Raw genomic sequence first — 25,860 nt, 5'->3', positions numbered from 1 at the left:
GACGACGACGGTCGCAGGCCTGCTCGCGCTGCTCGCCGAGCAGCACGCCGAGCAGCACGCAGGGGCTCGTGGCCCGGCGGGCGGGCAGCCGCTGCGCATCGCGCTCGCGGCGCCGACCGGCAAGGCCGCCGCCCGCCTCCAGGACGCGGTCGTCCGTGCCCTGGAACCCCCGCCGAGCGGTCCCGGCGCCGCCGGGACGGTCGCACGACCCGGGTTCACCGACGACGACCGCCACCGCCTGGCCGGCCTGCGCGCGAGCACGCTGCACCGGCTGCTCGGCGCGGTTCCCGGCTCGAGCACCCGCTTCCGGCACGACCGCTCCAACCGGCTGCCGCACGACGTCGTCGTCGTCGACGAGACGTCGATGGTCTCGCTCACGCTCATGGCCCGCCTCCTGGAAGCAGTGCGCCCCGAGGCGCGGCTCGTGCTCGTCGGGGACCCCGACCAGCTCGCCTCGGTCGAGGCGGGCGCCGTGCTCGCCGACCTCGTCGCAGGCCTCGGTGCGCGCGACGACGGCGCCGTCGCGGCCCTGCACACCGACCACCGGTCCGAGAGCACGGCGATCACCGGCCTGGCGGCGGCCGTCCAGGCCGGCGACGACGGCGCCGTCCTCGCGGCGCTCACGGCGGGCGACACGGCCGTCGAGCTCGTCCACCCCGACGACGCCGACGCCGTGACGGCGCTGCAGGACGAGCTGGCGCGGCACGCGCTCGAGGTGCGCCGCCTGGCGCTCGCGGGCGACGCGGACGGCGCGCTCGAGCTGGCCGGGCGCCACCGCCTGCTCTGCGCCCACCGGGAGGGCCCGTGGGGTGCGGCGTCCTGGAACCGGCAGGTCGAACGGCGGCTGGGCGAGGCGGCCGGCACGGTGCTCGGCGCGGCGGCCGGGACGCCCTGGTACGCCGGCCGTCCCGTCCTGGTCACGGCGAACGACTACGCGCTGGGCCTGTTCAACGGCGACACGGGCGTGGTGGTCGCCGAGGGTGACACGCTGCGCGCGCACATCGAGGGCGGAGCGTCCTACGCCGTCGCCCGGCTCGGGGACGTCGAGACCCTGCACGCCATGACGGTGCACAAGAGCCAGGGCGGCCAGGCCGAGACGGTCACGGTCCTGCTGCCCGACGAGACCTCGCCCCTGCTCACGCGCGAGCTCTTCTACACCGCCGTGACCCGCGCGCGGCGGCGGGTGCGGGTGGTCGGCACGCCGGAGGCGGTCGCCGCCGCGGTGCGCCGTCGCGCACGGCGCGCCAGCGGCCTGGCCCGCCGCCTGACGAGCTGAGCGGGGTCAGGGCGTGAGGAGGACCTTGGTCGCCCGGCGCTCGTCCATGGCTCGGTAGCCCTCCGCCGCCTTCTCGAGCGGCAGGGTGAGGTCGAAGACCTTGCCCGGGTCGATCGCACGCTGCCAGACGAGGTCGACCAGCTCGGGCAGGTAGCGCCGCACGGGCGCGGGGCCGCCGTGCAGGTGCACGCCGCTCATGAAGAGCCGGAGCCCGTCGAGCGTGACCCCGTGCGTGACGCCGACGTAGCCGACGTGCCCGCCCGGCCGTGCCGAGCCGATCGCCTGCCACATCGACTCCTCGGTGCCGACCGCCTCGACGACGCCGTGCGCGCCGTACCCGCCGGTCAGCTCCTTGACCCGGGCCACGAACGCGTCGCCGCGCTCGGCGAGCACGTCGGTGGCGCCGAGCTCGCGCGCCAGCGCCTGCCGGTCGGGGTGCCTGCTGGACACGACGACCCGCTCGGCGCCGAGGTGCCGCGCCGCCAGGACGGCGGACAGGCCGACGGCGCCGTCGCCGACGACCGCGACCGTGCGCCCGGGCCCGGCGTGCGCGGCGTCGGCGGCGAACCAGCCGGTGCCGAGCACGTCGGAGGCGGCGAGCAGCGCGGGGAGCAGGTCGGCGTCGGGCTCGCCGGGCAGGCGCACGAGCGTGCCGTCGGCGAGCGGGACCCGGGTGCGCTCGGCCTGGGTGCCGATGGTCGTCATCATCACGTGCTCGACGCAGCGCGACTGGTAGCCGGCGCGGCAGATCTCGCACGTGTTGTCGGACGCGACGAACGACCCGACGACGTGGTCGCCGACACGGATCTCCCGCACGGCGTCGCCGACCTGCTCGACGACGCCGACGTACTCGTGCCCCATCGGCGTCGGCCCGTGGAGCGGCACGACGCCGCGGTAGGGCCACAGGTCGGACCCGCAGATGCAGGCGGCGGTGACGCGGACGACGGCGTCGGTGGCTTCGACGATCGTCGGCTCGTCGCGGTCCTCGACGCGCACGTCGCCGGGGGCGTGCATGACAGCTCCACGCATGGTGGTTCTCCTCGGTGTGAGTCGTGGTGACCCACCCAGCCTGGGCGCGCACCGGGGCGACGGGGAGTCCCTGACGTGGGGTGTACCGGCGGACGTGTACCGGCGGACGTGTACTGCGAGACGTGTACTGGCAGGGCGTCCCTCCCGGGCGCGCCCCGGCCTAGCCTGGGACGCATGGAGAAGCGGGCGGACAACCGGGCGGAGGTGCGCGAGTTCCTCATGACGCGCCGTGCGCGGCTCACGCCTCGGGAGGCGGGCCTGCCCGCCGGCACGCAGCGGCGGGTGGCCGGGCTGCGGCGCAGCGAGGTCGCGACGCTCGCGGGGATCAGCGTGGAGTACTACGCCAAGCTCGAGCGCGGCGCGCTGGGCGGCGCGTCGGCCTCGGTGCTGGACAGCCTCTCGCGCGCGCTGCGCCTGGACGACGCCGAGCGCGCCCACCTCCTGGACCTGGCCCGGGCCGCGGACGGCGTGCCGACGTCGGGCAGGGGACGGCGCCGGTCCGCGCGCTCCCGGGAGGCCCGGCCGAGCCTGCAGTGGATGCTGGACGCGGTCACCGACGCCGTCGCCGTGGTCCGCGACCAGCGGCAGGACCTCGTGGCGGCGAACGCCCTGGGGCGTGCGTTCTACGCACCGATGACGGGGGCGACCGCCGTCACGGGGCGCCCGGGAGCGGCGGACGGGCGGGCGCCGAACTTCGCGCGCTTCGTGTTCCTCGACCCCGCCTCGCGGGACTTCTACCCGGACTGGGACCGGTTCGCCCGGATGACCGTCGCGATCCTGCGCGCCGACGCCGGCCGCGACCCGCACGACCCGGGCCTGCAGGAGCTCGTCGGCGAGCTGTCGACGCGCAGCGACCTGTTCCGCACGCTCTGGGCCGCGCACGACGTCCGCGTCCACGGGACGGGGACCAAGCGGTTCCGGCACCCTGTGGTCGGCGACCTGACGCTCGCCTACGAGGAGCTCGCCCTCACCGCTGACCCGGGCCTCGTCCTGTTCGTGTACACGGCCGAGCCGGGGTCGCCGTCGGCGGAGCGGCTGCGCGTGCTGGGCTCGTGGTCGGCGGACGCGGCGCGGGTCTCCGGCCGGTGAGCGTGGTCGACGTGCACGCGGGGTGACGACCGGGAGGAACGACAAGGCGCCCCCGCCGTGTGGAGCGGCGGGGGCGCCTCGATCCGCTGTCTCATTCGGATCCCGCCGGCGCTCGCGCGCCGGAAGCCTGCCCCCATCCTACCCGGAGAGAGGGGCCGGGGGAGTTGTCGCGCCCGGTGGCCGACCGCTAACGTCCGCCAGGACAATTCGCCCCAAACAACAAAATCGGGAGCATGGGCATGACGGCTGACACGCTGACCGTGGCGTCGACAGAGGCGGCCCGGCCGCCCGTGACCCAGGACGCGCAGCCCGCCGCGGGCTCCACCGCCGTCCCCGCCGCGTCGTGGGTGCGCTCGACCGGCGACCTCGCCTGGCGGTTCGTCGGCATCCTCGTGGCCGTCGCCGCGGTCTTCTACGTGGTCAGCCTCGTGCAGGTCGTGTTCGTGGCGCTGTTCCTCGCCCTCGTCTTCACCACCGTGCTGCTGCCGCTGGGCGACTTCTACGACCGCGTGATGCCGCGCGGCCTCGCCATGGCGGCGTCGCTGCTCACGGCCGTGCTCGCCGTCGGCGCGCTCGTCACCTACGTCGTCACCAGCGTCACCAGCCGGTGGGAGGAGCTGGCCACCGAGTTCGGCTCCGGCCTGACCGACCTCGCGGTGCTCGTCTCCGACGTCCCCCTCCTGTCCGCCCTCGGCAGCCCCGACGAGTGGCTCGCGGACGGCGGCGCCTGGCTCCAGGCCAACGCCGGCGACTACGCGGGGACCGCGGCGCAGAGCGCCGGCGTCATCGGCGAGGGCGCGACCGCCGTCGTGCTCGCGGTCTTCTGCACCGTCTTCTTCCTCACCCAGGGCGGCGCCATGTGGCGCTGGGCGCTCGGCTTCGTGCCCGCGGCGCAGCACGACCGCTGGGAGAGGGCCGCCGTCGCGGGCTGGAACGCGTTCTCCGGCTTCACGCGCGGCATGTTCTTCGTCGCGCTGGCCGACGGCGTCATCGCGGGCATCTTCCTGTCCGTCGTCGGGGTGCCGCTCGCGCTGCCGCTGTCGGTCGTCGTGTTCCTCGGTGCCTTCGTGCCCATGATCGGACCCGTGGCCGCCATCGTGATCAGCGTCCTCGTCGCCCTCGCGGCCAAGGGGCCCGTGCTCGCGCTCGTCGTGCTCATCGGCATGGTCGTCGTGGCGCAGATCGACGCGAACGTGCTCCAGCCGCTCATCACCGGCAAGCAGGTGTCGCTGCACCCCGTCGTCATGGCGCTCGTCGTCGCGGGCGGCTCCGTGCTCGGCGGGCTGCTCGGCGCCGTCGTGTCCGTGCCGCTCACCGGCGTCGCCTGGGCGGTGTTCAGCACGCTCCGCGGCGTGCCCGCGCCGGGGGTGGACCCGACGCCGCACGGTCCGGCGCACGACCCGACGCAGGACCCGACGACCAGCGACGTCACCGCGCATCAGGCAGACTGATCCGGTGCCAGAGCCCGCACCACCGTTCGCCGTCGTCCGCGCCCCCGAGCGCGACAGCCAGCCGCCCGCCTGGCTGCGCACCGCGGCGGGCTGGTCGTGGCGCCTCATCCTGCTCGTCGCCGGGATCGCCCTCGTCTTCTGGGCGGTCACCCAGGTGCTCATCGTGTTCGTCGCGGTGTTCCTCGCGCTCGTGCTCACCGCGGTGCTCAACCCGCTCACCGACCTCTACGCGCGCGTCATGCCCCGGCCCCTGGCGACCGCGGGCGCGATCCTGACCGGCGTGCTCGTCGTCGGCGGCCTGCTCACGTACGTCGTCGTGTCCGTCGCGGGCCAGTGGGAGCGCCTCGCCGGCGAGTTCAACACCGGTATCGACCAGATCGTCGACCTCGTCGAGAACAACCCCCTGTCGGTCGACGTCGAGGTCGACACCCGCGACCAGTGGATCGACGACGTCGCGAGCTGGATCCAGGAGAACTCCCAGACCCTCGTCAGCCGCGCCGCGGAGAGCGCCGGCTCGATCGTCGAGGGCACCGCCGTGCTCGCGCTCGCGATCTTCTGCACCGTCTTCTTCCTGTCCTCGGGCGGCACCATGTGGCGCTGGTTCGTCGCCCAGGTGCCCGCCCGCACGCGGCAGCGCTGGAACGACGCGGCGGGCGTCGGCTGGTACACCTTCTCCGGCTACACCCGCGGCATCGTGCTGGTCGCCATCAGCAACGGCATCCTCGCCGGGATCTTCCTCTCGATCGTCGGGGTGCCGCTGGCGGCGCCGCTGGCCGTGCTCGTGTTCATCGGCACGTTCATCCCGCTCGTCGGCGCCCCGCTCGCCATGATCATCGCCGCGGTCGTGGCGCTCGCGGCCGACGGTCTGCTCACGGCGCTGGTGGTCACACTCGGCATCGCGGGCATCGGGCAGCTCGAGGGGCACGTGCTCCAGCCGCTCATCATGGGCAAGCAGGTGTCGCTGCACCCCGTCGTCGTCGCGCTCGGCGTGACGTGCGGCACGGTCGTCGGCGGCATCCTCGGCGCGGTCGTCGCCGTGCCGCTCATCGCCGTGGCGTGGGCCGTGTTCAGCGCGCTGCGCAGGCCGCCCGACCCGGTGGCCCCGGACGCCCCCGCCGGTCCCGACGCGAGCCCGGACCCCGACGCCGGGCGGGCCGCCGAGCAGGCCGCGGGCCCGCATGTCGGTGGTCGTCCGTAGGCTGAGGGCATGGTGGATCTGTTCGACGCCGCGACGACCGACACGGCGGGCACCCCTGCCGCACGGGCGTCGTCCCCCCTGGCGGTGCGCATGCGCCCGGCCAGCATCGACGAGATTGCGGGCCAGGAGCACCTGCTCGAGCCCGGCTCGCCCCTGCGCCGGCTCATCGAGCCGGGCGGCAGCGGGCGCACCGCGCCGTCGTCGGTGATCCTCTGGGGCCCGCCGGGCACGGGCAAGACGACGCTGGCCTACCTCGTGGCCACGGTGTCCGGGCGGCGGTTCGTCGAGCTCAGCGCCGTGACGGCGGGTGTGAAGGACGTGCGCCAGGTGGTCGAGGACGCGCGGCGCCGGCTGGCCACGGGCGGCGACGAGACCGTGCTGTTCGTCGACGAGGTGCACCGGTTCTCGAAGTCGCAGCAGGACGCGCTGCTGCCGAGCGTCGAGAACCGCTGGGTCACCCTCGTCGCCGCGACCACCGAGAACCCCAGCTTCTCCGTGAACTCGCCGCTGCTGTCCCGCTCCCTGCTGCTCACGCTCCGCCCGCTGGAGACCGAGCACGTGCGCGAGCTCGTGCGCCGCGCGGTGACGGACGAGCGCGGGCTGGGCGGCTCCGTCGAGCTCGACGACGAGGCGACGGAGCACCTGCTGCGCCTCGCGGGCGGCGACGCGCGCAAGGCGCTGACGATCCTCGAGGCGGCGGCGGGCGCCGTCCTGTCGGACGGGTCCGTCGCGGCCACGGACGGCGAGGCGGGCGCCGCACCGGAGAGCGAGGGCGAGGACGGCGAGGCCGCCGTGCCGCACGTCGGTCTGGCCGACGTCGAGCGTGCCGTCGACGTCGCCGCCGTGCGCTACGACCGCGACGGCGACCAGCACTACGACGTCGTCTCCGCGTTCATCAAGTCGATCCGCGGCTCCGACGTCGACGCGGCGCTGCACTACCTGGCCCGCATGGTGGCGGCGGGGGAGGACCCGCGGTTCATCGCGCGGCGCCTGATCATCTCGGCGGCCGAGGACGTCGGCATGGCGGACCCCTCGGCGCTGCAGACGGCCGTCGCGGCGGCGCAGGCCGTCCAGCTGATCGGGATGCCGGAGGGCCGGATCGTGCTGGCGGAGGCCGTGGTGCACCTCGCGACCGCACCGAAGTCCAACGCGGCCTACCTCGGTGTCGACGCCGCGCTGGCCGACGTGCGGGCGGGGCGGGTCGGCACGGTGCCGCACCACCTGCGCGACGCGCACTACGCGGGCGCCAAGGCGCTCGGCCACGGTGCGGGGTACCGCTACGCGCACGACTGGCCGCACGCCGTGGCTCCGCAGCAGTACCTGCCGGACGTCCTCGCGGGCTCGCGCTACTACGACCCGAGCGACCGGGGCTACGAGCGGCAGGTGGCCGAGCGGCTCGAGCGCATCCGGGGCATCCTGGGCAGCGAGGACACCGGTCCCGCGGCGCGGAGCGGGCCCGACGTACGGTAAGATGCTCAGGTTGCCTACGGGCAACCCCTGGGACCTCGGCCCCGCGAACGGCCGCCGTACGGCGTCCGCTCCATCGGCTGGTCCCGCACCCGGTGCGGTCTCCCCTCGGGGGCACCCGTGTCCAGGTGTGACCTCTTTCGTACGACAGGACAGGAAGACACAGTGACCTCTGTGACCCGTTCGCGCCGTCAGGTGCGACTGAGCCGCAAGCTGGGCCTCGCGCTCACGCCGAAGGCTGTCAAGCACTTCGAGAAGCGCCCCTACCCGCCCGGTGAGCACGGCCGCGCCCGTCGCCGCACCGAGTCGGACTACGCGGTGCGCCTGCGCGAGAAGCAGCGTCTGCGCGCGCAGTACATGCTCCGCGAGAAGCAGCTCCTCAAGGTGTACGAGAACGCTCGCAAGCAGGCGGGCCTGACCGGTGAGGTCATGGTCGAGGACCTGGAGACGCGTCTCGACTCGCTCGTGCTGCGCGCCGGCTTCGGCCGCACCATCCTGCAGGCCCGCCAGCACGTGACCCACCGTCACATCCTGGTGGACGGCAAGATCGTGGACCGCCCGTCGTTCCGCGTGAAGCCGGGCCAGACCATCCAGGTCAAGCCGAAGAGCCAGACCACGGTGCCGTTCCAGGTCGCCGCCGCGGGCGCGCACCGCGACGTGCTGCCGGCGGTCCCGGGCTACCTGGACGTCCAGCTCGAGAAGCTGACGGCGACGCTGGCGCGTGCGCCGAAGCGCGCCGAGGTCCCCGTGACCTGCGACGTGCAGCTGGTCGTCGAGTACTACGCTCGCTGATCCACGGCTGTCCCCGACGGCCCCGTCCGCGCTCGGCGCGGACGGGGCCGTCTGCTGTGTGCGGGGCACCTGGCTGCGGGGCGCCCGCGGGCAGGGACGGGGCGCGCCCGCGCGGTGGTGGGCGGAGGCGGCGGTGGCCGGGATAGGGTGGCGGACGACCCCCTACGGCAGCCGGTACGGCGCCGGACACACCTTTCCAGGCAGGAGCTTGCGCATGACCCTCGGCGACCTCGGAGACGTGGCGGGACTGATCGCGGCGATCGCGTTCGTGCTCCTCGTGGGCTTCCTCGCCGTCCCCTTGTGGAAGCTGGGCAGGCTGCTGGACGAGGCGCGGGTGAGCGTCCGCGAGGTCACCGAGCACTCCGTGCCCATCCTCGACGAGGCGGCGGGCACCGTGGCGTCGGCCAACACGCAGCTCGTCAAGGTCGACACGATCACGACGTCGGCGGCGAACGTCAGCGAGAACGTCTCCGCCCTGACCGGCCTCTACGCCGCGACGCTCGGCAAGCCGCTGGTCAAGGTCGCCGCGTTCTCCTACGGCGTGCGGCAGGCGTTCGGCGGCGCGCGCGGCCGCGCGGGCCGGCACACCGACCCGGGTACGGCGGAGGCGGGCGCGTGATCCGCCGGCTGTTCTGGGTCGGCGTCGGGGTGACCGTGACGATCGTCGTGATCCGCAAGGGGCGGCAGGTCGTCGAGCGGTACACGCCCGCGTCGGTGAGCGAGCGGGCGGCCGCGGCGGTCGACGACGCCGGGGCGCGGCTCACCGCGGCGGCGCGCGGCTTCTCCGCGGAGTTCTCCCGGGCGCGTGCCGAGCGCGAGGCCGAGCTCATGGCGTCGCTGCGCGGCGAGCTCCCGGGCGGCCCGCCCGACGCGCGCCGGTAGCCCGGCCCGGGCGTTCGTCCACAGCCCGCACTTTCAGTTTCCGTCCGCGGCCCTCGCGGCGGCAGAATAGGACGCACGCGCGGGCGCGACGGGTGGCCACCGCGTGCTGCGCGGGGCACCCCCGTGCGCTGCACCCCCGTGTCCCACCCGTCTTTCCGCACGACACCCGTCTTTCGCACGACCGAGAAGAAGGATCACTGACCTCATGCGCACCGCCGAGATCCGCAAGCGTTGGCTCGACTACTTCGAAGCTCAGGGCCACGCGGTGGTGCCGTCGGCGTCGCTGATCTCCCCGGACCCGTCGACGCTGTTCACCATCGCGGGCATGGTGCCGTTCATCCCGTACATGACGGCCCAGCAGACCCCGCCGTGGACGCGTGCCACGAGCGTGCAGAAGTGCGTGCGCACGCTCGACATCGACGACGTCGGCAAGACCACGCGGCACGGCACGTTCTTCCAGATGAACGGCAACTTCTCGTTCGGCGACTACTTCAAGGCCGACGCGATCCGGTTCGCCTGGGACTTCCTGACGGGCTCGCTCGAGGACGGGAAGCTCGGCATCGACCCGGACAAGCTGTGGGTCACCGTCTACCACGAGGACGACGAGGCCCGGCAGCTCTGGAAGGACATCGTCGGCCTGCCCGACGAGCGCATCCAGGGCCTGGGCAAGAAGGACAACTACTGGTCGACGGGCCAGCCCGGCCCGGCCGGCCCGTGCTCGGAGATCTTCTACGACCGCGGCTCCGCCTACGGCCCCGACGGCGGTCCGCTGGTCGACGAGGGCGGCGACCGGTTCGTCGAGATCTGGAACCTCGTGTTCATGCAGTACGCCATCGACGACGTGAGGTCCAAGGAGGACTTCCGGATCGTGGGCGAGCTCGCCAAGAAGAACATCGACACCGGCATGGGCCTGGAGCGTGTTGCCTTCCTGCTGCAGGGCAAGGACAACATGTACGAGATCGACGAGGTCTACCCCGTCATCGAGGCCGCCGAGAAGCTGTCCGGCAAGAAGTACGGCGAGAACCACGACGACGACGTGCGCATGCGCGTGGTGGCCGACCACGTCCGCTCCGCGCTCATGATCATCGGCGACGGCGTGCGTCCCTCCAACGAGGGCCGCGGCTACGTGCTGCGCCGCCTGCTGCGCCGCTCCGTGCGCGCCATGCGCCTGCTCGGCGTGGACGACGTCGCGCTGCCGTCGCTGCTGCCCGTCTCCAAGGACGCCATGGCGCCCTCCTACCCGGAGCTCGAGCAGAACTTCGAGCAGATCTCGGCCGTGGCCTACGCCGAGGAGGAGGCCTTCCGGCGCACCCTGGCCGCCGGCACGACCATCCTGGACAACGCCGTCGCCGGACTCAGGAAGAGCGGCGGGGACACCCTGCCGGGCGACGCCGCCTTCCAGCTCCACGACACCTACGGCTTCCCGATCGACCTCACGCTCGAGATGGCCGCGGAGCAGGGCGTGCAGGTCGACGAGCAGGCCTTCCGCAGCCTCATGCAGGAGCAGCGCGCCCGCGCCCGGGCCGACGCCCTGGCCAAGCGCACCGGCGGGGCCGACGTCGGCGCCTACGAGGCCCTGCAGAAGGACCTCTCGGCGCCCGTCGAGTTCCTCGGCTACACCGAGACCGACGCCGGCGTGCGCGTCGCCGGCCTGCTCTCCGGCGGCGTGCCCGCTCCTGCCGTCACGGCCCCCGCCGAGGTCGAGGTCGTGCTCGACCGCACGCCGTTCTACGCCGAGTCCGGCGGCCAGCTCGCCGACCACGGCACGATCGTGCTCGACGGCGGCGCCACCATCGAGGTGGACGACGTGCAGCGGCCGATCAAGGGGCTGATCGTGCACCGCGGCCGCCTCGTCGAGGGCACCGCCGCGCTGGGCGACCCCGGCACGGCGCAGATCGACACGGCCCGCCGCAAGGCCATCAGCCGCGCCCACTCGGCCACGCACATGATCCACAAGGCCCTGCACGAGCTGGTCGGCCCCGACCGCACGCAGGCGGGGTCCGAGAACGCCCCGAGCCGCATCCGGTTCGACTTCCGCTCGCCGTCGGCCGTCTCGGCCTCCGCCCTGTCGGAGATCGAGGAGCGCGTCAACGAGCGCCTCGCCGACAACCTCGAGGTCACCGACCAGCTCATGCCGATCGCCGAGGCCCGCGCCGCCGGCGCCATGGCCCTGTTCGGCGAGAAGTACGGCGACGTCGTGCGCGTGGTCTCGATCGGTGGCGACTGGTCGCGCGAGCTGTGCGCCGGCACGCACGTCCGGCAGACCGGCCAGCTCGGCCGCGTGACGCTGCTGGGCGAGTCGTCCATCGGCTCGGGCGTGCGCCGCGTGGACGCCCTGGTGGGCGACGGCGCGTACGGGTTCCAGGCCAAGGAGCACGCCCTGGTGGGTCAGCTCAGCGGCCTGCTCAACACGCGCCCCGAGGACCTCACCGAGCGTGTCGGCTCGCTGGTGTCCCGCCTGAAGGAGGCCGAGAAGGAGCTCGCGGCGCTGCGGCAGGGCCGGCTCCTGGCCGCCGCGGGCAGGCTCGCCGCCGAGGCCCCGCGCGTGGGCGACGTGCGCGTCGTCACGCACGACGCGGGCGAGGCCCAGGCCGACGACCTGCGCGCCCTGGTGCTCGACGTGCGCAACCGCCTCGGCGAGGCCGAGCCCGTCGTGGCCGCGGCCGGCGGCGTGTCGAACGGGCGCCCGGTGGTGGTCGTCGTGACCAACGCGGCCGCCCGCGACGCCGGGTACAAGGCCGGCGACCTGGTGCGCACGGCCGCCCGGACGCTCGGCGGCGGTGGCGGCGGCAAGCCCGACATGGCGCAGGGCGGCGGCACCGACCCCGCCCGGCTGGGCGAGGCCCTCGCCGGGATCGCCGAGGGCGTGCGCCTGGCCGCCGTCGGTTCCTGAGCGGGTACAGGTGAGCGAGGACGCACCCACCGTCCCGGCCGGGCTCCCGCGCGGGGCCCGGCTCGGGGTGGACGTCGGCATGGCGCGGATCGGGCTGGCGGCCAGCGACCCCGACGGCCTGGTCGCCACGCCGGTCGAGACCGTGCCGCGCGTGCGGGACGGTCAGGGGGCCACCGCCGACGTGCGGCGGATCGTGGACGAGGCGGTCGAGCGGTTCGCCGCCGTCGTGTACGTCGGCCTGCCGCGGCACCTGTCCGGCAAGGAGGGCGCCGCGACCGCCGACGCCCGCGCCTTCGCCGACCGGCTGGTCACGGCCCTGGCCGCCGCGCGGGAGACCACGGGAGAAGGCCCGCAGGTGCGCCTCGTGGACGAGCGGATGACCACCGTGTCCGCGCACCAGCAGCTGCGCTCGGCGGGCCGGAAGACGAAGAAGCACAGGTCCGTGATCGATCAGGCCGCAGCCGTTATCATCTTGCAATCTGCACTCGACGCGGAGCGGGCGAAGGGGGAGCGCGCCGGCGAGCTCGTCGAGCCGCGGACCGTGCACGACACGCACGACTGACCCCAGCAGCCCCCCGACGAAGGACAGTGAGCCCGAGGTGACGGACCTCTTCACGGCGCCCCCGCCGAGCCAGGCAGACCCCGCATTCCCCGGGCCGCGCTCGAGCCGCCGGGCCCAGCGCCGCCGCAGGCGTCGCCGCGGCCGGTCGCTGCTCGTGCTCGTGGTCGCCCTCGTGCTGGTGGGCGGGTCGGGCTACGCGGTGTGGACCAACATGGACTGGCTGACCGGCCTGACCAGCCCCCTGGAGTCGAAGGACTACCCGGGTCCCGGCGGTGACCAGGTGGAGGTCGAGATCCCGCAGGGCGCGACCGGCCAGATCATGGGCCAGACCCTGTACGAGGCCGGTGTGGTCGCCAGCGTCTCCGCGTTCACCGCGGCGTTCGAGGCCAACCCGGACTCGGTGTCGATCCGGCCGGGCACGCGCACCATGCTCGAGGAGATGTCCGCGAAGGACGCGGTCGCGCTGCTGGTGAAGAACGAGCTGGTCGACCTGCAGGTGACCATCCCCGAGGGGTTCACGGCCGCGCAGGTGGTCGACCGGGCCGTGCAGGTCACAGGACTGCCCGCCGAGGACTTCGAGGCGGCGCTGGACGACCCGGAGGCGATCGGGCTGCCCCCGCAGGCCAAGGGGGACGTCGAGGGCTGGCTGTACCCCGACACGTACATGGCCAAGCCGGACTCGACGGCCGAGGGCCTCCTGTCCGAGATGGTCGGCCGGACGACCCGGATGCTCGAGGACAAGGGCGTGGCCCCCAAGCAGTGGCGCGCCGTGCTCACCAAGGCCTCCCTGGTCGAGCGCGAGGGGCTGCACGCCGAGGACCGGCCGAAGATCGCGCGCGCCATCGAGAACCGCCTCGCCGACGACATGGCGCTGCAGATCGACGCCTCCGTCGCCTACGGCGCGGGCAAGCCGGGCACCGAGCTGACGCGCGACGACCTGCGCGACGAGAAGAACCGGTACAACACCTACGAGCACACCGGCCTGCCGCCGGGGCCGATCGCGAGCCCGGGCGACGCCTCCGTCGAGGCCGTGCTCCACCCGACGCCGGGCGACTGGAAGTTCTGGGTGACCGTCAACCTCGACACGGGCGAGACCAAGTTCGCCGAGAGCTACGACGAGCACCAGAAGAACGTCGCGGAGCTGCGCGCGTGGGAGAAGGCCAACGGCTGACCCTGCCGCGTCCCGGCCCTGGTCGGGCGTCGGCCCGGGCCGGGTCGGACGACGCCCGCGAGCGGTTGGCCGCAGGGCCGCTGGTCGGGGTAGCGTTCGCGGCACCCGGCCCGTGATGTGATCGTGACGTGCGACCGGCGTCTCATGGATGTCGTGCACGGGTCCCGGGTGGGAGACCGGCACCGGGTCGACGAACGACCCGGTCAGCACAGAGGACGGAGCGAGCGTGACCGAGGGCCTTCCCGGAGTGAGCTACGAGGGGCCTCCTCGGCATGCCAGCGGCCGGAGCACGGGCGGCCGCGGCGCGGGCGGTCGGCGCGCCGCCAGCGCCGAGCGTGACGTCCGTCCGGGCAGCCGGGCCGGCCGGCGCGACCGCCGGGCGAAGCGCTCTCGCCGCCCCCTCGTGATCGCCCTGGTCGCCGTCCTCGTGCTGCTCGGTGGGCTCGGCGCCTGGACCGTGAAGAACGACGGCTACCTCTTCGGCCTGCGCACGCCGCTGGCCGCCGCGGACTACGAGGGCGAGGGCGGCGAACCGGTCGTCGTCGAGGTGCCGGAGGGAGCCAACGGCTCCACGATCGCCGCCGAGCTCGTGGAGAAGGACGTCGTGGCGAGCGCCGAGGCCTTCGTCCGCGCGTTCGGCGCCAACCCCCGCGCGGCCGCGATCCAGCCCGGCGCGCACGAGCTGCGCCTGCACATGAGCGCCGAGTCCGCCGTCGCGCTGCTGGCCGAGAACAAGGTCGTGCGTGGTGGCCTGACGGTCGTCGAGGGCTACACGGTCGAGCAGATCCGGCAGACCATGATCGACGCGGGCTGGCCCGAGGCGGACATCGACGCCGCCCTGGCCGACCCTGCGGCCCTCGGCCTGCCGGAGCAGGCAGGTGGGCACCTGGAGGGCTGGCTCGCCGCCAGCACGTACGACGCCAAGCCCGAGACCGTGAGCGCCGCCGACGTCCTCCAGCAGATGGTCGCCCTGACGCTGCAGGAGCTCGAGGAGCTCGACGTGCCCGCCGACCGGCAGAACGACGTCATCATCAAGGCGTCGCTGGTCGAGCGCGAGGCGCCGGACGAGTACCGCGGCGAGGTAGCGCGCGTCATCGAGAACCGCCTGGCGGCGGACGAGGCGCTCGGCCTGGACGCGATCGACTCCTACGGGCGCAAGAAGCCCTCGCACCAGATCACGAGCGACGAGTTCAACGACAAGTCCTTCCCGTACGCCTCGCGCGTCGTCAAGGGGCTGCCGCCCACGGCGATCGGCGCGCCCAGCCGGGCCTCGATCGAGGCCGTGCTCAGCCCGAGCGAGGGGCCGTGGCGCTGGTACGTGACCGTCAACCTGGACACGCAGGAGACCAAGTTCACGGACAGCTACGACGAGTTCCTGCAGTTCCGCCAGGAGTACCAGGCCTGGGCGGCGGAGAACGGGTACTGACCGATGCGAGCACCGATGGGAGCACCGATGCGCGCCGCCGTGCTGGGCCACCCCGTGGCCCACTCCCTGTCGCCCCTCCTGCACGCCGCCGCCTACGAGGCCCTCGGCCTGGACGGCTGGCGGTACGGGCTGCACGACGTCACCGAGGACGCCCTGGAGGGCTTCCTCGCCGGGCTCGGCCCCGACTGGGCCGGGCTGAGCCTGACCATGCCGCTCAAGCAGGTCGTCATCCCGCTGGTGGACCACGTCGAGCCGCTCGCGGCCGCCGTCGGCGCCGTGAACACCGTGCTGTTCAGCCGCGCGGGCGGCACCGTGACGACCACCGGCACCAACACCGACGTGCACGGTGTCGTCGCGGCGCTGCGCGAACGGCTCGGCCGGCGCCGCGTCGAGACGGCGGTCGTCCTGGGCGGGGGAGCGACGGCGGCCTCCGCGCTCGCGGCGCTCGCCGAGCTCGGCTGCCCGTCGGCGCGCGTGTTCGTGCGGTCCCTCGACCGCATCGGCGCGCTGCGCGAGGCCGTGGCCCGGATGGGTGTGACCCCCTCGTTCGAGGTGTTCGACGACGCCGCGACGACCGCCGCCCTGGCCGACGCGGACGCCGTGGTCTCCACGACGCCGAAGCACGCGTCCGACACCTGGGCCCACCTGCTCGGCGCGCGCGTGGCCGCCGGCCGCTCCGGTCCGCGCGGCGTCCTGCTCGACGTCGTCTACGACCCCCGGCCCACGGCCCTGCAGACCGCGTGGTCGGCGCACGGCACGGGCGAGCACGGCGGCACCGTCGGCGGCGAGCGCATGCTGCTGCACCAGGCCGCCGAGCAGGTCCGCCTCATGACGGGACGCCCCGCCCCGCTGGACGCGATGGACGAGGCGCTGTGCGCGGCGCTCGCGGTCCCGGCGGTCTGAGGGCCCGCGACACGCCGGGCACCGGGCGCTCGGCGTGTCGCCCCTCGGACCGGTGCGCGGAGCGCGCGGAGCGCGTGAAACAATCCGAGCATGCTGCGTTGGTTGACATCGGGTGAGTCGCACGGTCCGGCCCTCGTGGGGGTGATGGAGGGCCTGCCGGCCGGGGTGGAGCTCACCACGGCGGACATCCAGGCGGCCCTCGCGCGCCGCCGCCTCGGGTACGGCCGCGGGGCCCGCATGAAGTTCGAGCAGGACGAGGTGCGCGTGCTCGGCGGCCTGCGCCACGGCCTGACGCAGGGTGGCCCGCTCGCCATCGAGATCGCCAACACCGAGTGGCCGAAGTGGACCGACGTCATGTCCGCCGACCCCGTCGCGCCGGAGGCCCTGCTGGTCGACGCGGGCACCGGTGACGAGCGTGAGGTGGCGCGCAACCGGCCGCTGACGCGCCCCCGCCCCGGCCACGCCGACCTGGTCGGCATGCGCAAGTACGGCTTCACCGACGCGCGGCCCGTGCTGGAGCGGGCGTCCGCCCGCGAGACGGCCGCGCGCGTCGCGCTCGGCGTCGCGGCGGCGCGTTTCCTCGAGCAGGGCCTCGGCATCCGCCTCGTGGCGCACGTGGTCGCCATCGGCGAGGTCGAGGTGCCCGACGACGCCGCGCTGCCGCACCCCGACGACGTCGCCGCGCTCGACGCCGACCCGGTGCGCTGCCACGACGCCGCGTCCTCGAAGCTCATGGTCGAGGAGATCGACCTGGCGAAGAAGGACGGCGACACGCTCGGTGGCGTGGTCGAGGTGCTCGCCTACGGCGTGCCGTCGGGGCTGGGTAGCTACGTGCAGGGCGACCGGCGTCTCGACGCGCGCCTCGCCGCCGCGCTCATGGGTATCCAGGCCATCAAGGGCGTCGAGGTCGGTGACGGCTTCCGCACCGCGCGCCGGCGCGGCAGCGCGGCCCACGACGAGATCGTGCGCGGCACCGGCGCCGACGGCCGGCCCGGCATCACGCGCACCACGAACCGCGCGGGCGGCATCGAGGGCGGCATGTCCAACGGGGAGGTCGTCCGTGTGCGCGCGGCCATGAAGCCCATCTCGACCGTGCCGCGCGCCCTGCCCACCGTCGACACCGCGACCGGCGAGCCCGTGACGGCCCACCACCAGCGGTCCGACGTGTGCGCCGTGCCGCCTGCCGCCGTGGTCGCCGAGGCGATGGTCGCGCTCACGCTGGCCGAGGCCGCCGTCGAGAAGTTCGGCGGCGACTCGGTGGCCGAGGTGCGGCGCAACCTCGAGTCCTACGTCGCGGCGGTCCCGGAGCTGCTGCGGTGAGCGCGGCGACCGGGACCCGGCCCGTCGTCGTCCTCATCGGCCCGCCCGGGTCGGGCAAGTCGAAGGTCGGGCGCATCCTGGCGGCCGGGCTGGGCCTGACCGTCCGGGACACCGACGCCGACGTCGAGGCCGGCGCGGGCAAGCCCGTCAGCGAGATCTTCGTCGACGACGGCGAGCCGCGGTTCCGCGAGCTGGAGCGAGAGGCCGTGCTCGCGGCGCTCGAGGAGCACGACGGCGTCCTGTCGCTCGGCGGCGGCGCCGTGACGGACGCCGTGACCCAGGAGGCGCTGACGGCGTACGCGGCGGCGGGCGGGCACGTCGTGTTCATCGACGTGCCGCTCGCGATCGCCGCCCAGCGCGTCGGCATGAACCAGGCCCGCCCGCTGCTGCTCGGCAACCCGCGCGCCCAGTGGCAGAAGCTGATGAACGAGCGGCGCCCCACCTACGAGCGGCTCGCGACCCTCACGGTCATGTCGAGCGAGCGCCCGGGCGAGCACGTCGCGCGCGAGATCGCCGACGCGCTCGGTCTCGAGCTGACCGCGGGCGAGCTGACCGACCCGAAGCACGAGCACCAGCACTGAGCACGAGCACTGAGCACGAGCACGAGCACTGAGCACGAGCACTGAGCACGAGCACCGAGGAGAGCACACCGTGAGCACCGACAGCGCCCCCGTCCGGGTCACCGTGACGGGCGAGGCGCCCTACGACGTCGTCATCGGACACCACCTGCTGGGCGAGCTGCCGTCGATGGTCGGCGAGGCGGCCAAGGTGCTCGTGGTGCACCCGGCCGCGCTGTCCACGACGGCGGACACGGTCGCCGAGGACCTCAAGGCCTCCGGCTACGAGGCGTTCGTCGCCGAGGTGCCCGACGCGGAGTCCGCGAAGACACCGCAGGTCGCGGCGTTCCTCTGGGGTCTGCTCGGGCAGCTCGACTTCACGCGGACGGACGCGATCGTCGGCATCGGCGGCGGTGCGACGACCGACCTGGCCGGGTTCGTCGCCGCGACGTGGCTGCGCGGGATCCGCGTGGTCCAGGTGCCGACCACGCTGCTCGCCATGGTCGACGCCGCGGTCGGCGGCAAGACCGGCATCAACACCTCGGAGGGCAAGAACCTGGTCGGCGCGTTCCACCCGCCGGCGGGCGTGCTGTGCGACCTGCAGGCGCTCGGCTCGCTCGACAAGTGGGACCTCGTGGCGGGCCTGGCCGAGGTCGTCAAGACCGGCTTCATCGCCGATCCCGTCATCCTCGACCTGGTCGAGGCGCACGTCGAGGAGCTGCGCGGCTGGGCCGGCGCCGACGCGGCGGACGAGACCTGGGCCGTCGTCGCCGAGCTCGTCGAACGGTCCGTGCGGGTCAAGGCGCGGGTCGTGGGAGAGGACCTCAAGGAGGCGGGCCTGCGCGAGATCCTCAACTACGGCCACACCCTCGGGCACGCGATCGAGCTCGCCGAGCGGTACCAGTGGCGGCACGGCGCGGCCGTGAGCGTCGGCATGGTGTTCGCCGCGGAGCTGGCCCGCATGGCAGGCAAGCTGTCCGACGACGTCGCCGACCGGCACCGTGCCCTGCTCTCGTCGCTCGGCCTGCCGGTCCACTACCGCGGCGACCGCTGGGACCAGCTCCTCGCCGCCATGCACCGCGACAAGAAGGCGCGCGGCAACCTGCTGCGCTTCGTCGTGCTGGACGACATCGCCAAGCCGGTCCGCCTCGAGGGCCCCGACCCGACCCTCCTGGCCGCGGCGTACGCCGAGGTCTCCAAGGAGCCCCCGACGAAGGGTCCGGGCACCCCGGTCACGCTGACGCTGGGCTGAGCGGGCGGGCATCCCGCGGGACGGGCGACGACGTCCCGCACGATCGTCTTCCAGACCGACCCGCGCCACGGCGCCGCCACGACCGGGTGATCACCGGGTGAACGGCGCCGACTTTGCGGGCGGTCCTCCACCGGCGCGGACTAGCGTTTCCGTCGCGGGGGGCGACACGGGGCGCGCAGGGTTGCGCGCCGTCCGAGAGGAGCCCGCGATGCGCAAGGCCGACAACCTGCCCCCCGACCCGTCGACGTCGTCGCAGCGTGTGCGACGGCCGCTGATCATCGTCGCGGGGGTCGTCGCGGCGCTCGTCGTGTTCCTCCTCGGGCTCGGGATCGGCGGGGCCACCGCTCCGGACGTGGCCGCGGAGGCGCAGGCCTCGGCGTCGGCCTCCGTCGAGGCGGCGCTCGCCGACCTGCGGTCCGAGGGAGAGTCCGCGCAGGCCGACGTCGCGCAGGAGCGCGAGGCGCTCGCGGCCGCCGAGGCGGAGCTCGACGCGCGCGCGGACCGGCTCGACGACCGCGCGAAGGAGCTGCGGACGAAGGAGGACCGGCTGGGCGCGACCCAGGACACGCTGGAGGAGCGGGAGGCCGCCGTCACGAGCGCCGAGGCCGACCTCGCGGAGCGGGAGGACGCCGTCGAGGCGTCCGAGCAGGCGGCGGGGCTGCTGTCGAGCGGGGGAGGGGCGGCGACCCGCCAGGAGTCCGCGCCGGACTCGTCCGGCGGCGGCTCGGCCTCCTACGAGAACTGCGACGCCGCGCGCGCCGCAGGAGCCGCCCCGGTGTACGCGGGCGACCCCGGCTACGGGTCCCACCTGGACCGCGACGGCGACGGCGTCGGCTGCGAGTAGCCGGCGCCGCCCCGGACGCTCACTCCCCGCTCACGCCCAGAGCCCGCGCGCGACCAGGACCTCCTTGAGCAGGTCGGCGCGGTCGGTGACCAGCCCGTCGACGCCGAGGTCGATCAGCTGCTCCATCTCGGCGGGGTCGTTGACCGTCCACACGTGCACCTTCTTGCCGAGGGCGTGCGCGGACGCGACGGTCGCGTCGTCGACCACGGTCACGCGGCCCTCGCGGACGGGCACCTGCAGGGCGTCGGCGTGCCGGAGAGCCTGCCGGGCCACCGGGGTCAGACGCAGCCGCACACCGGCGAGGAAGGCGCGGATCTCGTTGCGGCCGGCCGACGTCGCGACGGGGCGCGACAGCCGGGCGAGCGTGGCGCGGCGCCGGGCGGTGTCGAACGACGTGACACACACGCGGTCCCATGACGCGGTGCGCTCGACGGCGCGCGCGACAGGACCGACGCCGGAGGCGTGCTTGACGTCGATGTTGACGTGCAGCTCGGGCCACCCGCCCAGCACGTCCTCGAGCAGGGGCACGGGCTCGACGCCGCCGATGCGCGCCTCGCCCACCTCGGACCACGGCAGCTCGGCCACGAGCCCGGTGCCGTCGGTGGTGCGGTCGAGCGACTCGTCGTGCAGGGCGACGGCGACGCCGTCGACGGTGCCGTGCGCGTCGGTCTCGACGTACCGGAACCCGAGGTCGACGGCCGCGCCGAACGCGGCGAGCGAGTTCTCGAGTCCCTCGGTGCCCGCCGAGGCGTGCGCGAAACCGCGGTGGGCCAGGGCCTGGAACGGCCCCTCGAAATAGGTCACTGATACCTCACGTGGGTCGGTGGGTCGGCGCGGCGCCGTCCGGCAGACGGCCCTGCGCCCAGTGGAGCATGCCGTCGAGGTAGGCCTCGCGCGGACCGCGTGCGGAGAGCGTGAGGTCGTGCACGCCGCCGGGCACGACCAGCTCGGTGACGTCCTCGCCCAGGCAGGGGACGAGAGCGGCCATCTGCTCGACGTCGAGCACGGTGTCCTGCGCGTCGAGCAGCGGGTTGTCCGGGGAGTCGGGCCCGGAGGAGTCGGACCGCGCGAGCAGCACCGGGCACGCGATCTGCAGCCCCCTGGCGACGCGCGCCTGCCCTCGCCGCACCGCGACGAACCAGCCCACGCGGCCCGGCAGGCCCTCGGGGCGCTTCAGGGTCGTGTCGAACTCCCACCGCCCGCCGTTCGCCGCGAGCAGGTGCTCGGCGTACCGGGAGGGGTTGTCGCTGATGATCCGGGTGCTGGCCAGGCGCCCCACGCGGTCGAGGAACTGCGTGCCGACCGTGCGCTGCCAGGTCGGCGCGTGCAGGTCGAGGAACGGCGAGTCGAGCACCAGCAGGTCCGGTCCGGCGTCGGCGCCCGCGGCGTTGCGGTGCGCGTGGGCCCACAGGGACGCCGTCAGCCCGCCCGTGGAGTGCGCGTGCACCAGCAGCGGCAGGCCGGGCTCCAGACCGCGGACGGCGCGCGCGGCCGTGGCGATGTCCGTCGCCTGCTCGCGCAGGTCGGTCACGAAGTGCGGGATCTGACCGGGCCGCAGCGAGCGCCCCGCGGCGCGCAGGTCGACGGCGTAGAACGCGTACCCGGCCGCCGCGAACGTGCGGGCGAGGTGGTCCTGGAAGAAGTAGTCGTTGTACCCGTGCACGTGGAGCGCGACGGCGGCGCGCGGCGCGGGCAGGTCCGGCGGGTGCGGGTAGCGGACCAGGGTGGCCGGGCCGAGCGGGGCCTCCTGGAACGGGGCGCCGAGCAGGTGGTCCGTCCGCCAGTGCAGCGTGACCTGCGAGGATGCCGGATTGTGGGCGCTCGTTGCGTGACGCTCGGCCCTGTCCCTGTCGTGCCGAATCCCCATACACCACCTCCATCTCTTCCATGGCAGAACTATAGAGTGATGCACATGAGTGCGTCGTGTTGCATCGGTGTGCACGCGTGGATTCCGCATGAAAATCCGCATCAACCTGGGAGGTTGCTGGGGAGTGTCTGGGTACTCTCGTCGCATGCAGTGGCTGCTAGCACTTGTTCTTCGACGCCGCGTCGGCCAGCGAGCATTGGGACGCTGAGCGAGCGTGAGAGCCCGTAGCGGGAGCGGCTAGCTAGGTCCAGGTGCGTTCTCCGGCGGGCCGACGCCGGACGAGACCGACGTCCCTGCGACGGCTATCAACCTGTTTCAGCCGTGGGTGCTGGCCGTCATCCGTGTTTTGGCATGGGGCCCAAGCCGTCTGTTTCGGAGTCATCCCGCTCAGGTGACACCACATAGCCCCGAAAGCGAGGGCCTTCAAGAGGGCCGTCATGCGTCAGCATGGCGACGGTCGGATCACGGAGAGTCTCGTTCTCGCGCCATGCCCGGCGAAGCGCAGCCTCCGATGTTGACGAACCGGGGATCCTGGCACCGGCCGGAGCGGTCATGATCCAGGAGATGGAGTGTGCGTGGCTGTCTCGTTCGTCGGGTGCCGCCAGGATCGCTCCCGCGACGATGAGCGCGTGGTGTGCCGCTCGCCTGTCCTCCGCGTCCCCGCTGTCACGAAGCGCACGGAGGGATGCTGAAGACAGCTCCAGTGCGCCGGGCTCTTCGCGGTCGGGGATGCTGAAGCAGGTCACCAGGTGGACGAGTACAACGGCGGGTGCTGCAAGAACCAGGCCGAACGGGATGAGAACGTTGAGGAGCTGCCGCGTCGTATAGAACGGCATGTGGGTCATGTCCTTCACTTTCCGGTCTCGTTGCAGGAGTCCTAGAAGATATGAGACAGCAACAGGAGCGGCGATCGCGGCAGCTATGACCCGTAGGACGCCCATACCTCCGCCCTGGATGGCCGCCAGGCCCAGGAGGACCGTGAGGATCGCCCAGCCTGGACCCGGGATCCTGGCGGATGTGATCGCCGCAGCGCCGCAGAGTATCGCCAGGACGATCACGAGTGTGGAGCGGTCCGGTGAGCTCGACCATGCGATCGCGTCGTGCAGCCAGGTGGGCGACGGAGCGCCTAGCCATGCGAAGAGTGCAGCTACGCCGTCGAGAGGGCTCCGCTCGATCTGATCTACGCGAATTGTCCCGTCCCGGTCGGCAGAGAGAAGATGCCAGTACAACCAGATGGCCGCGACTCCGTAGGTGCTCCAAGCTACGAACTCGGTCCACTTCGTGCCGAACAGCGCCTCAGTGTGCGACGTGATGGCACCAGCGATCGCCTTGATCAGCTCCATCATTGGCTTCGTCTCCGCCATGTGGTCGAATTTGAACAGGCCATGGCACAGTGCACTTGAGGACTGGCCATGCCGGGGAGCCTACCGATCCCCGCAGGCGAATCGACGGGCATCCGAGTCGACCGACGAGGCCAACGATGGACACCCAGGGTCACTTCCGAGGCTGCTCGGACTGCCACTCCATGAGCCGGTCGTTCCGCAGGGTGATTCGGGCCTTGACCAGCTGCGTGGCCCGCTGCAGCCCGGCTCTGGCAGGGTCGGTGCCGACGTCATCAGCGGTCAAGGCGGAGTTCGCCCGGTCCTGATGGCTACGGAACCGGGCCAGCTCGAGCATGATGCTGTGCCGGGATCGTAATGCGGTGACGTCGCGGGCGTTGGACAGGTCCTCGTCGACGTCTTGCAGTAGGTGTGGTGCGCGTGCCAGCCACAACTGCTGCATTGCCTTCTCGTAGGTCCGCTCGGACTCGCAGCAGGCGACATGAGCGTCCGAGATGTCGTTCTCGAGCGCGCTGTGGTGGGCCTAGTTGGAATCCGCGGCGAAGGCACGGTCCAGGCGCCGGTTGGCTTCGCTGAGTTCTTGGCGGGCACTGGCGACATCGTCGTACGCGACAGCGGCTTCGTGCTCTGCGGCGGCGATTCGATGTGCCGTGCGTTGGTGGGAAGCTACCGCGGTGACATCTTCAGGCGTCGGGGCCCCTTTCGACGCGTCTGCCAGGTCGGCGACTTTTGCGTTGGTCTCGAGGCGGGCGGTGGAGGGTTGCCCTGAGTGGATGAGCTCGACGAGTGCAGCGCCGTAGCCGTCGAGGCGGCCCCTGGAGTGGTGATCCTCAGCCTGTGTGCCGAAGCGTGCCTGCGCGGAATGAGCGCGCGCTTCGGCGGCATGCGCGAGTTCCCTGCTGACCCTCCCGGAGACGTACTCAATCGCAGCCCGCCGTTGTGTTTCGTTCAGCCCTGATGGTGCGGAGACGTCGAAGCCACCCTGGAGGGCGTCGCGAGCACTGGCGGCTGATTGGCTCATGGCTACGTCCGTCCATGGATCGTTGAGGACGTCGGGATCGTGCAGGATCGCGACATACTCGCTGAAGGCCGTAGAGCGGCCCTCTCCGTAGAACTCCTGATCGCTGTTGGTGCGGGCCGCGGCCTGCTCGCTCAGGAGACTGCGGAGCGTATGCGCTGCCGCGCTGATCTCAGTGCGGTGGTAACCAGTGACCGCGGCGACGGCCTTGAGGGCCGGAGCGGTGTCCAGAACGACTTGGACCTCGCTGTGGCCTTCGGCTGTGAATTGCCCGCCGGTGCCGTCAGGAGCGCCCTGAGGCTGCCTGCTGCGGTTCGAAACGTCGGCCATATCCCGTTGGAGTGCGGCGTAGAAGGTGCGAACGACGGATCAATGCAGCTCGCCGACGGCCTCGGCCAGGTCCTCGCAGGTGGCGCACAGCCCACCGGTGCATTCGCTGCCAGGCATGTGGGACCCGCATCGCTCACATCGCTCGCTACGACCCGGCAGGAATGACACCGGGGCGTCGAACGCCAGTGTGAACTGGCCCTGATCAGTGGAGATCCATGCGTACGAGCTGCCCGAGCTGCGGAAGTGCCTGTGCAGGACCTGGTCCACTTCCGCCATCGTCGTCCGCGCGGCGTCCGCGTCGATCGTGTAGCGCTCGTCCTGGGAGAGCTGGAGTAGGAGCGGGCCCAGGCTGACCTTGTCGCCAGGGACCAGGTCGCCGGCGCGGGCCGCCATCGTCACGCCGCGCGACTTCATGGCATCGGCCTTGTCCCAGTAGTTCTCGTGCGTGGCGTTCGCCCATGACCAGGCGTGCGGGTTGTGCTGGAGCACGAGCATGGTGGGGTCCGTGGCGGGCAGGAGCTCGGGTCTGACCACCTGAAGGGTGCCTGGCGCGAACTCCGCGGTGATCGCAGGTCCGCCGGGCCGGACGCCTGTGCCTTCGAGGGCCACGGGCGCCTCGTCTCGTGGCCCTGGTGCGAACTGGCCGCCCGCCGAGTCGGGCGAGCCCTTCGGCAAACGTGGAATGTTGGTCACGACCTAGACCCCCGGTCGCCGGGGTAGCGCGTCTCGTCCGACCAATCATCATCGTCGGATACCTCAGCGGGGATGACGGCCTCCTCGGCACGCTGTTCGGCCGCGCAGGAGGAGCACAGATAGTCCTCCTCGGCGTCGTCCATCTCGTCCCCGCACTCGTCGCAGCGGTTCGCGTTGTCCGGAGCGGGCATGAACTCCACCTGCGTGCCGAGCGGTACCTCAATGTGCATCTGCTCGGTATGGATCGACGTCACGCGCCGACCATCGACCACGATGTCGTCGTGCTGGATCACAGTCGCCAGCTCGGACACGGACGGTGCAGCCTCGCCCTCAAGAGCGGGCCTTGACCCCGGTTCGTGGACACGGGGTTGGGTTACGCCGCGGTGGTGAGCGTAGTGCTGGTCGTGTTCTTCTCGTAGTCGACGGGGCTGGTGTAGCCGCACCAGGAGTGTCGGCGGCGGTTGTTGTAACGAAGGATCCAGCGGAACACCTCGCGCCGG

At 73.1% G+C, this 25,860-nt stretch carries 25 protein-coding genes and 1 pseudogene; 17 read left to right on the top strand and 9 right to left on the bottom strand.

All coding sequences use genetic code 11. The features are described from left to right. A partial coding sequence (gene recD / locus HLB15_RS13730; RefSeq protein ID WP_171106328.1) for an exodeoxyribonuclease V subunit alpha occupies window positions 1-1,276 on the top strand: 1,276 nt, incomplete at its 5' end. 6 nt (window positions 1,277-1,282) lie between these two features. On the opposite strand, the gene HLB15_RS13725 is transcribed toward recD, so the two are convergent. After that, window positions 1,283-2,305 carry a zinc-binding dehydrogenase gene (locus HLB15_RS13725; RefSeq protein WP_171106327.1) on the bottom strand — a complete coding sequence of 341 codons (1,023 nt, stop codon included), beginning with the start codon at window positions 2,303-2,305 and terminating at the stop codon, window positions 1,283-1,285. A 174-nt stretch (window positions 2,306-2,479) separates the two neighbouring features. Here HLB15_RS13725 and HLB15_RS13720 point away from each other — a divergent pair, with 174 nt between their 5' ends. The 16 genes from HLB15_RS13720 to HLB15_RS24265 all read left to right on the top strand — a co-directional run bounded on the left by HLB15_RS13720 (window position 2,480) and on the right by HLB15_RS24265 (window position 20,112). Continuing rightward, on the top strand, window positions 2,480-3,394 hold the full coding sequence (locus tag HLB15_RS13720) for a helix-turn-helix transcriptional regulator (protein ID WP_171106326.1): 915 nt from the start codon (window positions 2,480-2,482) through the stop codon (window positions 3,392-3,394). Between the two features lie 239 nt (window positions 3,395-3,633). Further along, a complete protein-coding gene (locus HLB15_RS13715) occupies window positions 3,634-4,845 on the top strand; it encodes an AI-2E family transporter (protein WP_171106325.1) in 1,212 nt (403 codons plus the stop codon). 4 nt (window positions 4,846-4,849) lie between these two features. Further along, the gene (locus HLB15_RS13710; RefSeq protein WP_229785746.1) at window positions 4,850-6,043 is read left to right on the top strand and encodes an AI-2E family transporter; all 1,194 of its coding nucleotides are present in this window, start codon (window positions 4,850-4,852) and stop codon (window positions 6,041-6,043) included. A 12-nt stretch (window positions 6,044-6,055) separates the two neighbouring features. Then, window positions 6,056-7,513 carry a replication-associated recombination protein A gene (locus tag HLB15_RS13705; RefSeq protein ID WP_171106329.1) on the top strand — a complete coding sequence of 486 codons (1,458 nt, stop codon included), beginning with the start codon at window positions 6,056-6,058 and terminating at the stop codon, window positions 7,511-7,513. A gap of 162 nt (window positions 7,514-7,675) precedes the next feature. Then, the gene (gene rpsD, locus HLB15_RS13700; RefSeq protein WP_171106324.1) at window positions 7,676-8,302 is read left to right on the top strand and encodes a 30S ribosomal protein S4; all 627 of its coding nucleotides are present in this window, start codon (window positions 7,676-7,678) and stop codon (window positions 8,300-8,302) included. A gap of 214 nt (window positions 8,303-8,516) precedes the next feature. After that, on the top strand, window positions 8,517-8,921 hold the full coding sequence (locus HLB15_RS13695) for a DUF948 domain-containing protein (protein ID WP_171106323.1): 405 nt from the start codon (window positions 8,517-8,519) through the stop codon (window positions 8,919-8,921). Continuing rightward, a complete protein-coding gene (locus HLB15_RS13690; RefSeq protein ID WP_171106322.1) occupies window positions 8,918-9,184 on the top strand; it encodes a hypothetical protein in 267 nt (88 codons plus the stop codon). The genes HLB15_RS13695 and HLB15_RS13690 overlap by 4 nt, the downstream gene beginning before the upstream one ends. 205 nt (window positions 9,185-9,389) lie before the next feature. Next, entirely contained in the window at window positions 9,390-12,077 is a 2,688-nt protein-coding gene (alaS, locus tag HLB15_RS13685) for an alanine--tRNA ligase (protein ID WP_171106321.1), read from the top strand. Window positions 12,078-12,156: 79 nt separating this feature from the next. Beyond that, window positions 12,157-12,639 carry a Holliday junction resolvase RuvX gene (gene ruvX / locus HLB15_RS13680; RefSeq protein WP_212759861.1) on the top strand — a complete coding sequence of 161 codons (483 nt, stop codon included), beginning with the start codon at window positions 12,157-12,159 and terminating at the stop codon, window positions 12,637-12,639. Between the two features lie 37 nt (window positions 12,640-12,676). After that, window positions 12,677-13,810 (top strand): endolytic transglycosylase MltG, encoded by a 1,134-nt coding sequence (gene mltG / locus HLB15_RS13675; protein WP_171106319.1) that lies wholly within the window; start codon window positions 12,677-12,679, stop codon window positions 13,808-13,810. A 403-nt stretch (window positions 13,811-14,213) separates the two neighbouring features. Beyond that, a complete protein-coding gene (locus tag HLB15_RS13670) occupies window positions 14,214-15,236 on the top strand; it encodes an endolytic transglycosylase MltG (protein WP_212759855.1) in 1,023 nt (340 codons plus the stop codon). Between the two features lie 15 nt (window positions 15,237-15,251). Next, on the top strand, window positions 15,252-16,139 hold the full coding sequence (locus tag HLB15_RS13665) for a shikimate dehydrogenase (RefSeq protein ID WP_171106317.1): 888 nt from the start codon (window positions 15,252-15,254) through the stop codon (window positions 16,137-16,139). A gap of 90 nt (window positions 16,140-16,229) precedes the next feature. Continuing rightward, window positions 16,230-17,459 carry a chorismate synthase gene (gene aroC / locus HLB15_RS13660; protein WP_171106316.1) on the top strand — a complete coding sequence of 410 codons (1,230 nt, stop codon included), beginning with the start codon at window positions 16,230-16,232 and terminating at the stop codon, window positions 17,457-17,459. After that, window positions 17,456-18,040 (top strand): shikimate kinase, encoded by a 585-nt coding sequence (locus HLB15_RS13655; RefSeq protein ID WP_171106315.1) that lies wholly within the window; start codon window positions 17,456-17,458, stop codon window positions 18,038-18,040. The genes aroC and HLB15_RS13655 overlap by 4 nt, the downstream gene beginning before the upstream one ends. Window positions 18,041-18,110: 70 nt before the next feature. After that, on the top strand, window positions 18,111-19,268 hold the full coding sequence (gene aroB / locus HLB15_RS13650; RefSeq protein ID WP_171106314.1) for a 3-dehydroquinate synthase: 1,158 nt from the start codon (window positions 18,111-18,113) through the stop codon (window positions 19,266-19,268). Window positions 19,269-19,476: 208 nt separating this feature from the next. Beyond that, complete coding sequence (locus HLB15_RS24265; RefSeq protein WP_171106313.1) at window positions 19,477-20,112, top strand: excalibur calcium-binding domain-containing protein; 636 nt, start codon at window positions 19,477-19,479, stop codon at window positions 20,110-20,112. Between the two features lie 30 nt (window positions 20,113-20,142). Here HLB15_RS24265 and HLB15_RS13640 read toward each other — a convergent pair whose 3' ends face one another. From HLB15_RS13640 to HLB15_RS25045, 8 genes and pseudogenes are all read right to left on the bottom strand, one after another. Next, window positions 20,143-20,916, bottom strand: coding sequence for a glycerophosphodiester phosphodiesterase family protein (locus HLB15_RS13640; protein ID WP_171106312.1), 774 nt, complete (start codon window positions 20,914-20,916; stop codon window positions 20,143-20,145). A gap of 7 nt (window positions 20,917-20,923) precedes the next feature. Continuing rightward, window positions 20,924-21,979, bottom strand: coding sequence for a serine aminopeptidase domain-containing protein (locus tag HLB15_RS13635; RefSeq protein ID WP_171106311.1), 1,056 nt, complete (start codon window positions 21,977-21,979; stop codon window positions 20,924-20,926). A 335-nt stretch (window positions 21,980-22,314) separates the two neighbouring features. Further along, on the bottom strand, window positions 22,315-23,343 hold the full coding sequence (locus HLB15_RS13630) for a hypothetical protein (RefSeq protein WP_171106310.1): 1,029 nt from the start codon (window positions 23,341-23,343) through the stop codon (window positions 22,315-22,317). Window positions 23,344-23,473: 130 nt separating this feature from the next. Then, window positions 23,474-23,761, bottom strand: coding sequence for a hypothetical protein (locus HLB15_RS13625; RefSeq protein WP_171106309.1), 288 nt, complete (start codon window positions 23,759-23,761; stop codon window positions 23,474-23,476). An 81-nt stretch (window positions 23,762-23,842) separates the two neighbouring features. Next, window positions 23,843-24,667: a hypothetical protein gene (locus HLB15_RS13620; protein ID WP_171106308.1), complete on the bottom strand. Its 825-nt coding sequence runs from the start codon at window positions 24,665-24,667 to the stop codon at window positions 23,843-23,845. Between the two features lie 39 nt (window positions 24,668-24,706). Continuing rightward, window positions 24,707-25,276 carry a hypothetical protein gene (locus HLB15_RS13615; RefSeq protein WP_171106307.1) on the bottom strand — a complete coding sequence of 190 codons (570 nt, stop codon included), beginning with the start codon at window positions 25,274-25,276 and terminating at the stop codon, window positions 24,707-24,709. Between the two features lie 80 nt (window positions 25,277-25,356). After that, on the bottom strand, window positions 25,357-25,671 hold the full coding sequence (locus tag HLB15_RS13610) for a hypothetical protein (protein WP_171106306.1): 315 nt from the start codon (window positions 25,669-25,671) through the stop codon (window positions 25,357-25,359). A gap of 62 nt (window positions 25,672-25,733) precedes the next feature. Continuing rightward, window positions 25,734-25,860: pseudogene (locus tag HLB15_RS25045) on the bottom strand (IS3-like element ISRhosp1 family transposase); the annotation flags it as partial.

The sequence above is a fragment of the Promicromonospora citrea genome (assembly GCF_013004695.1).
Lineage (GTDB): Bacteria > Actinomycetota > Actinomycetes > Actinomycetales > Cellulomonadaceae > Promicromonospora > Promicromonospora citrea.
The sequence above is the reverse complement of the archived record's forward strand: the minus strand, read 5'-3'. Positions and strand labels throughout refer to the sequence as shown.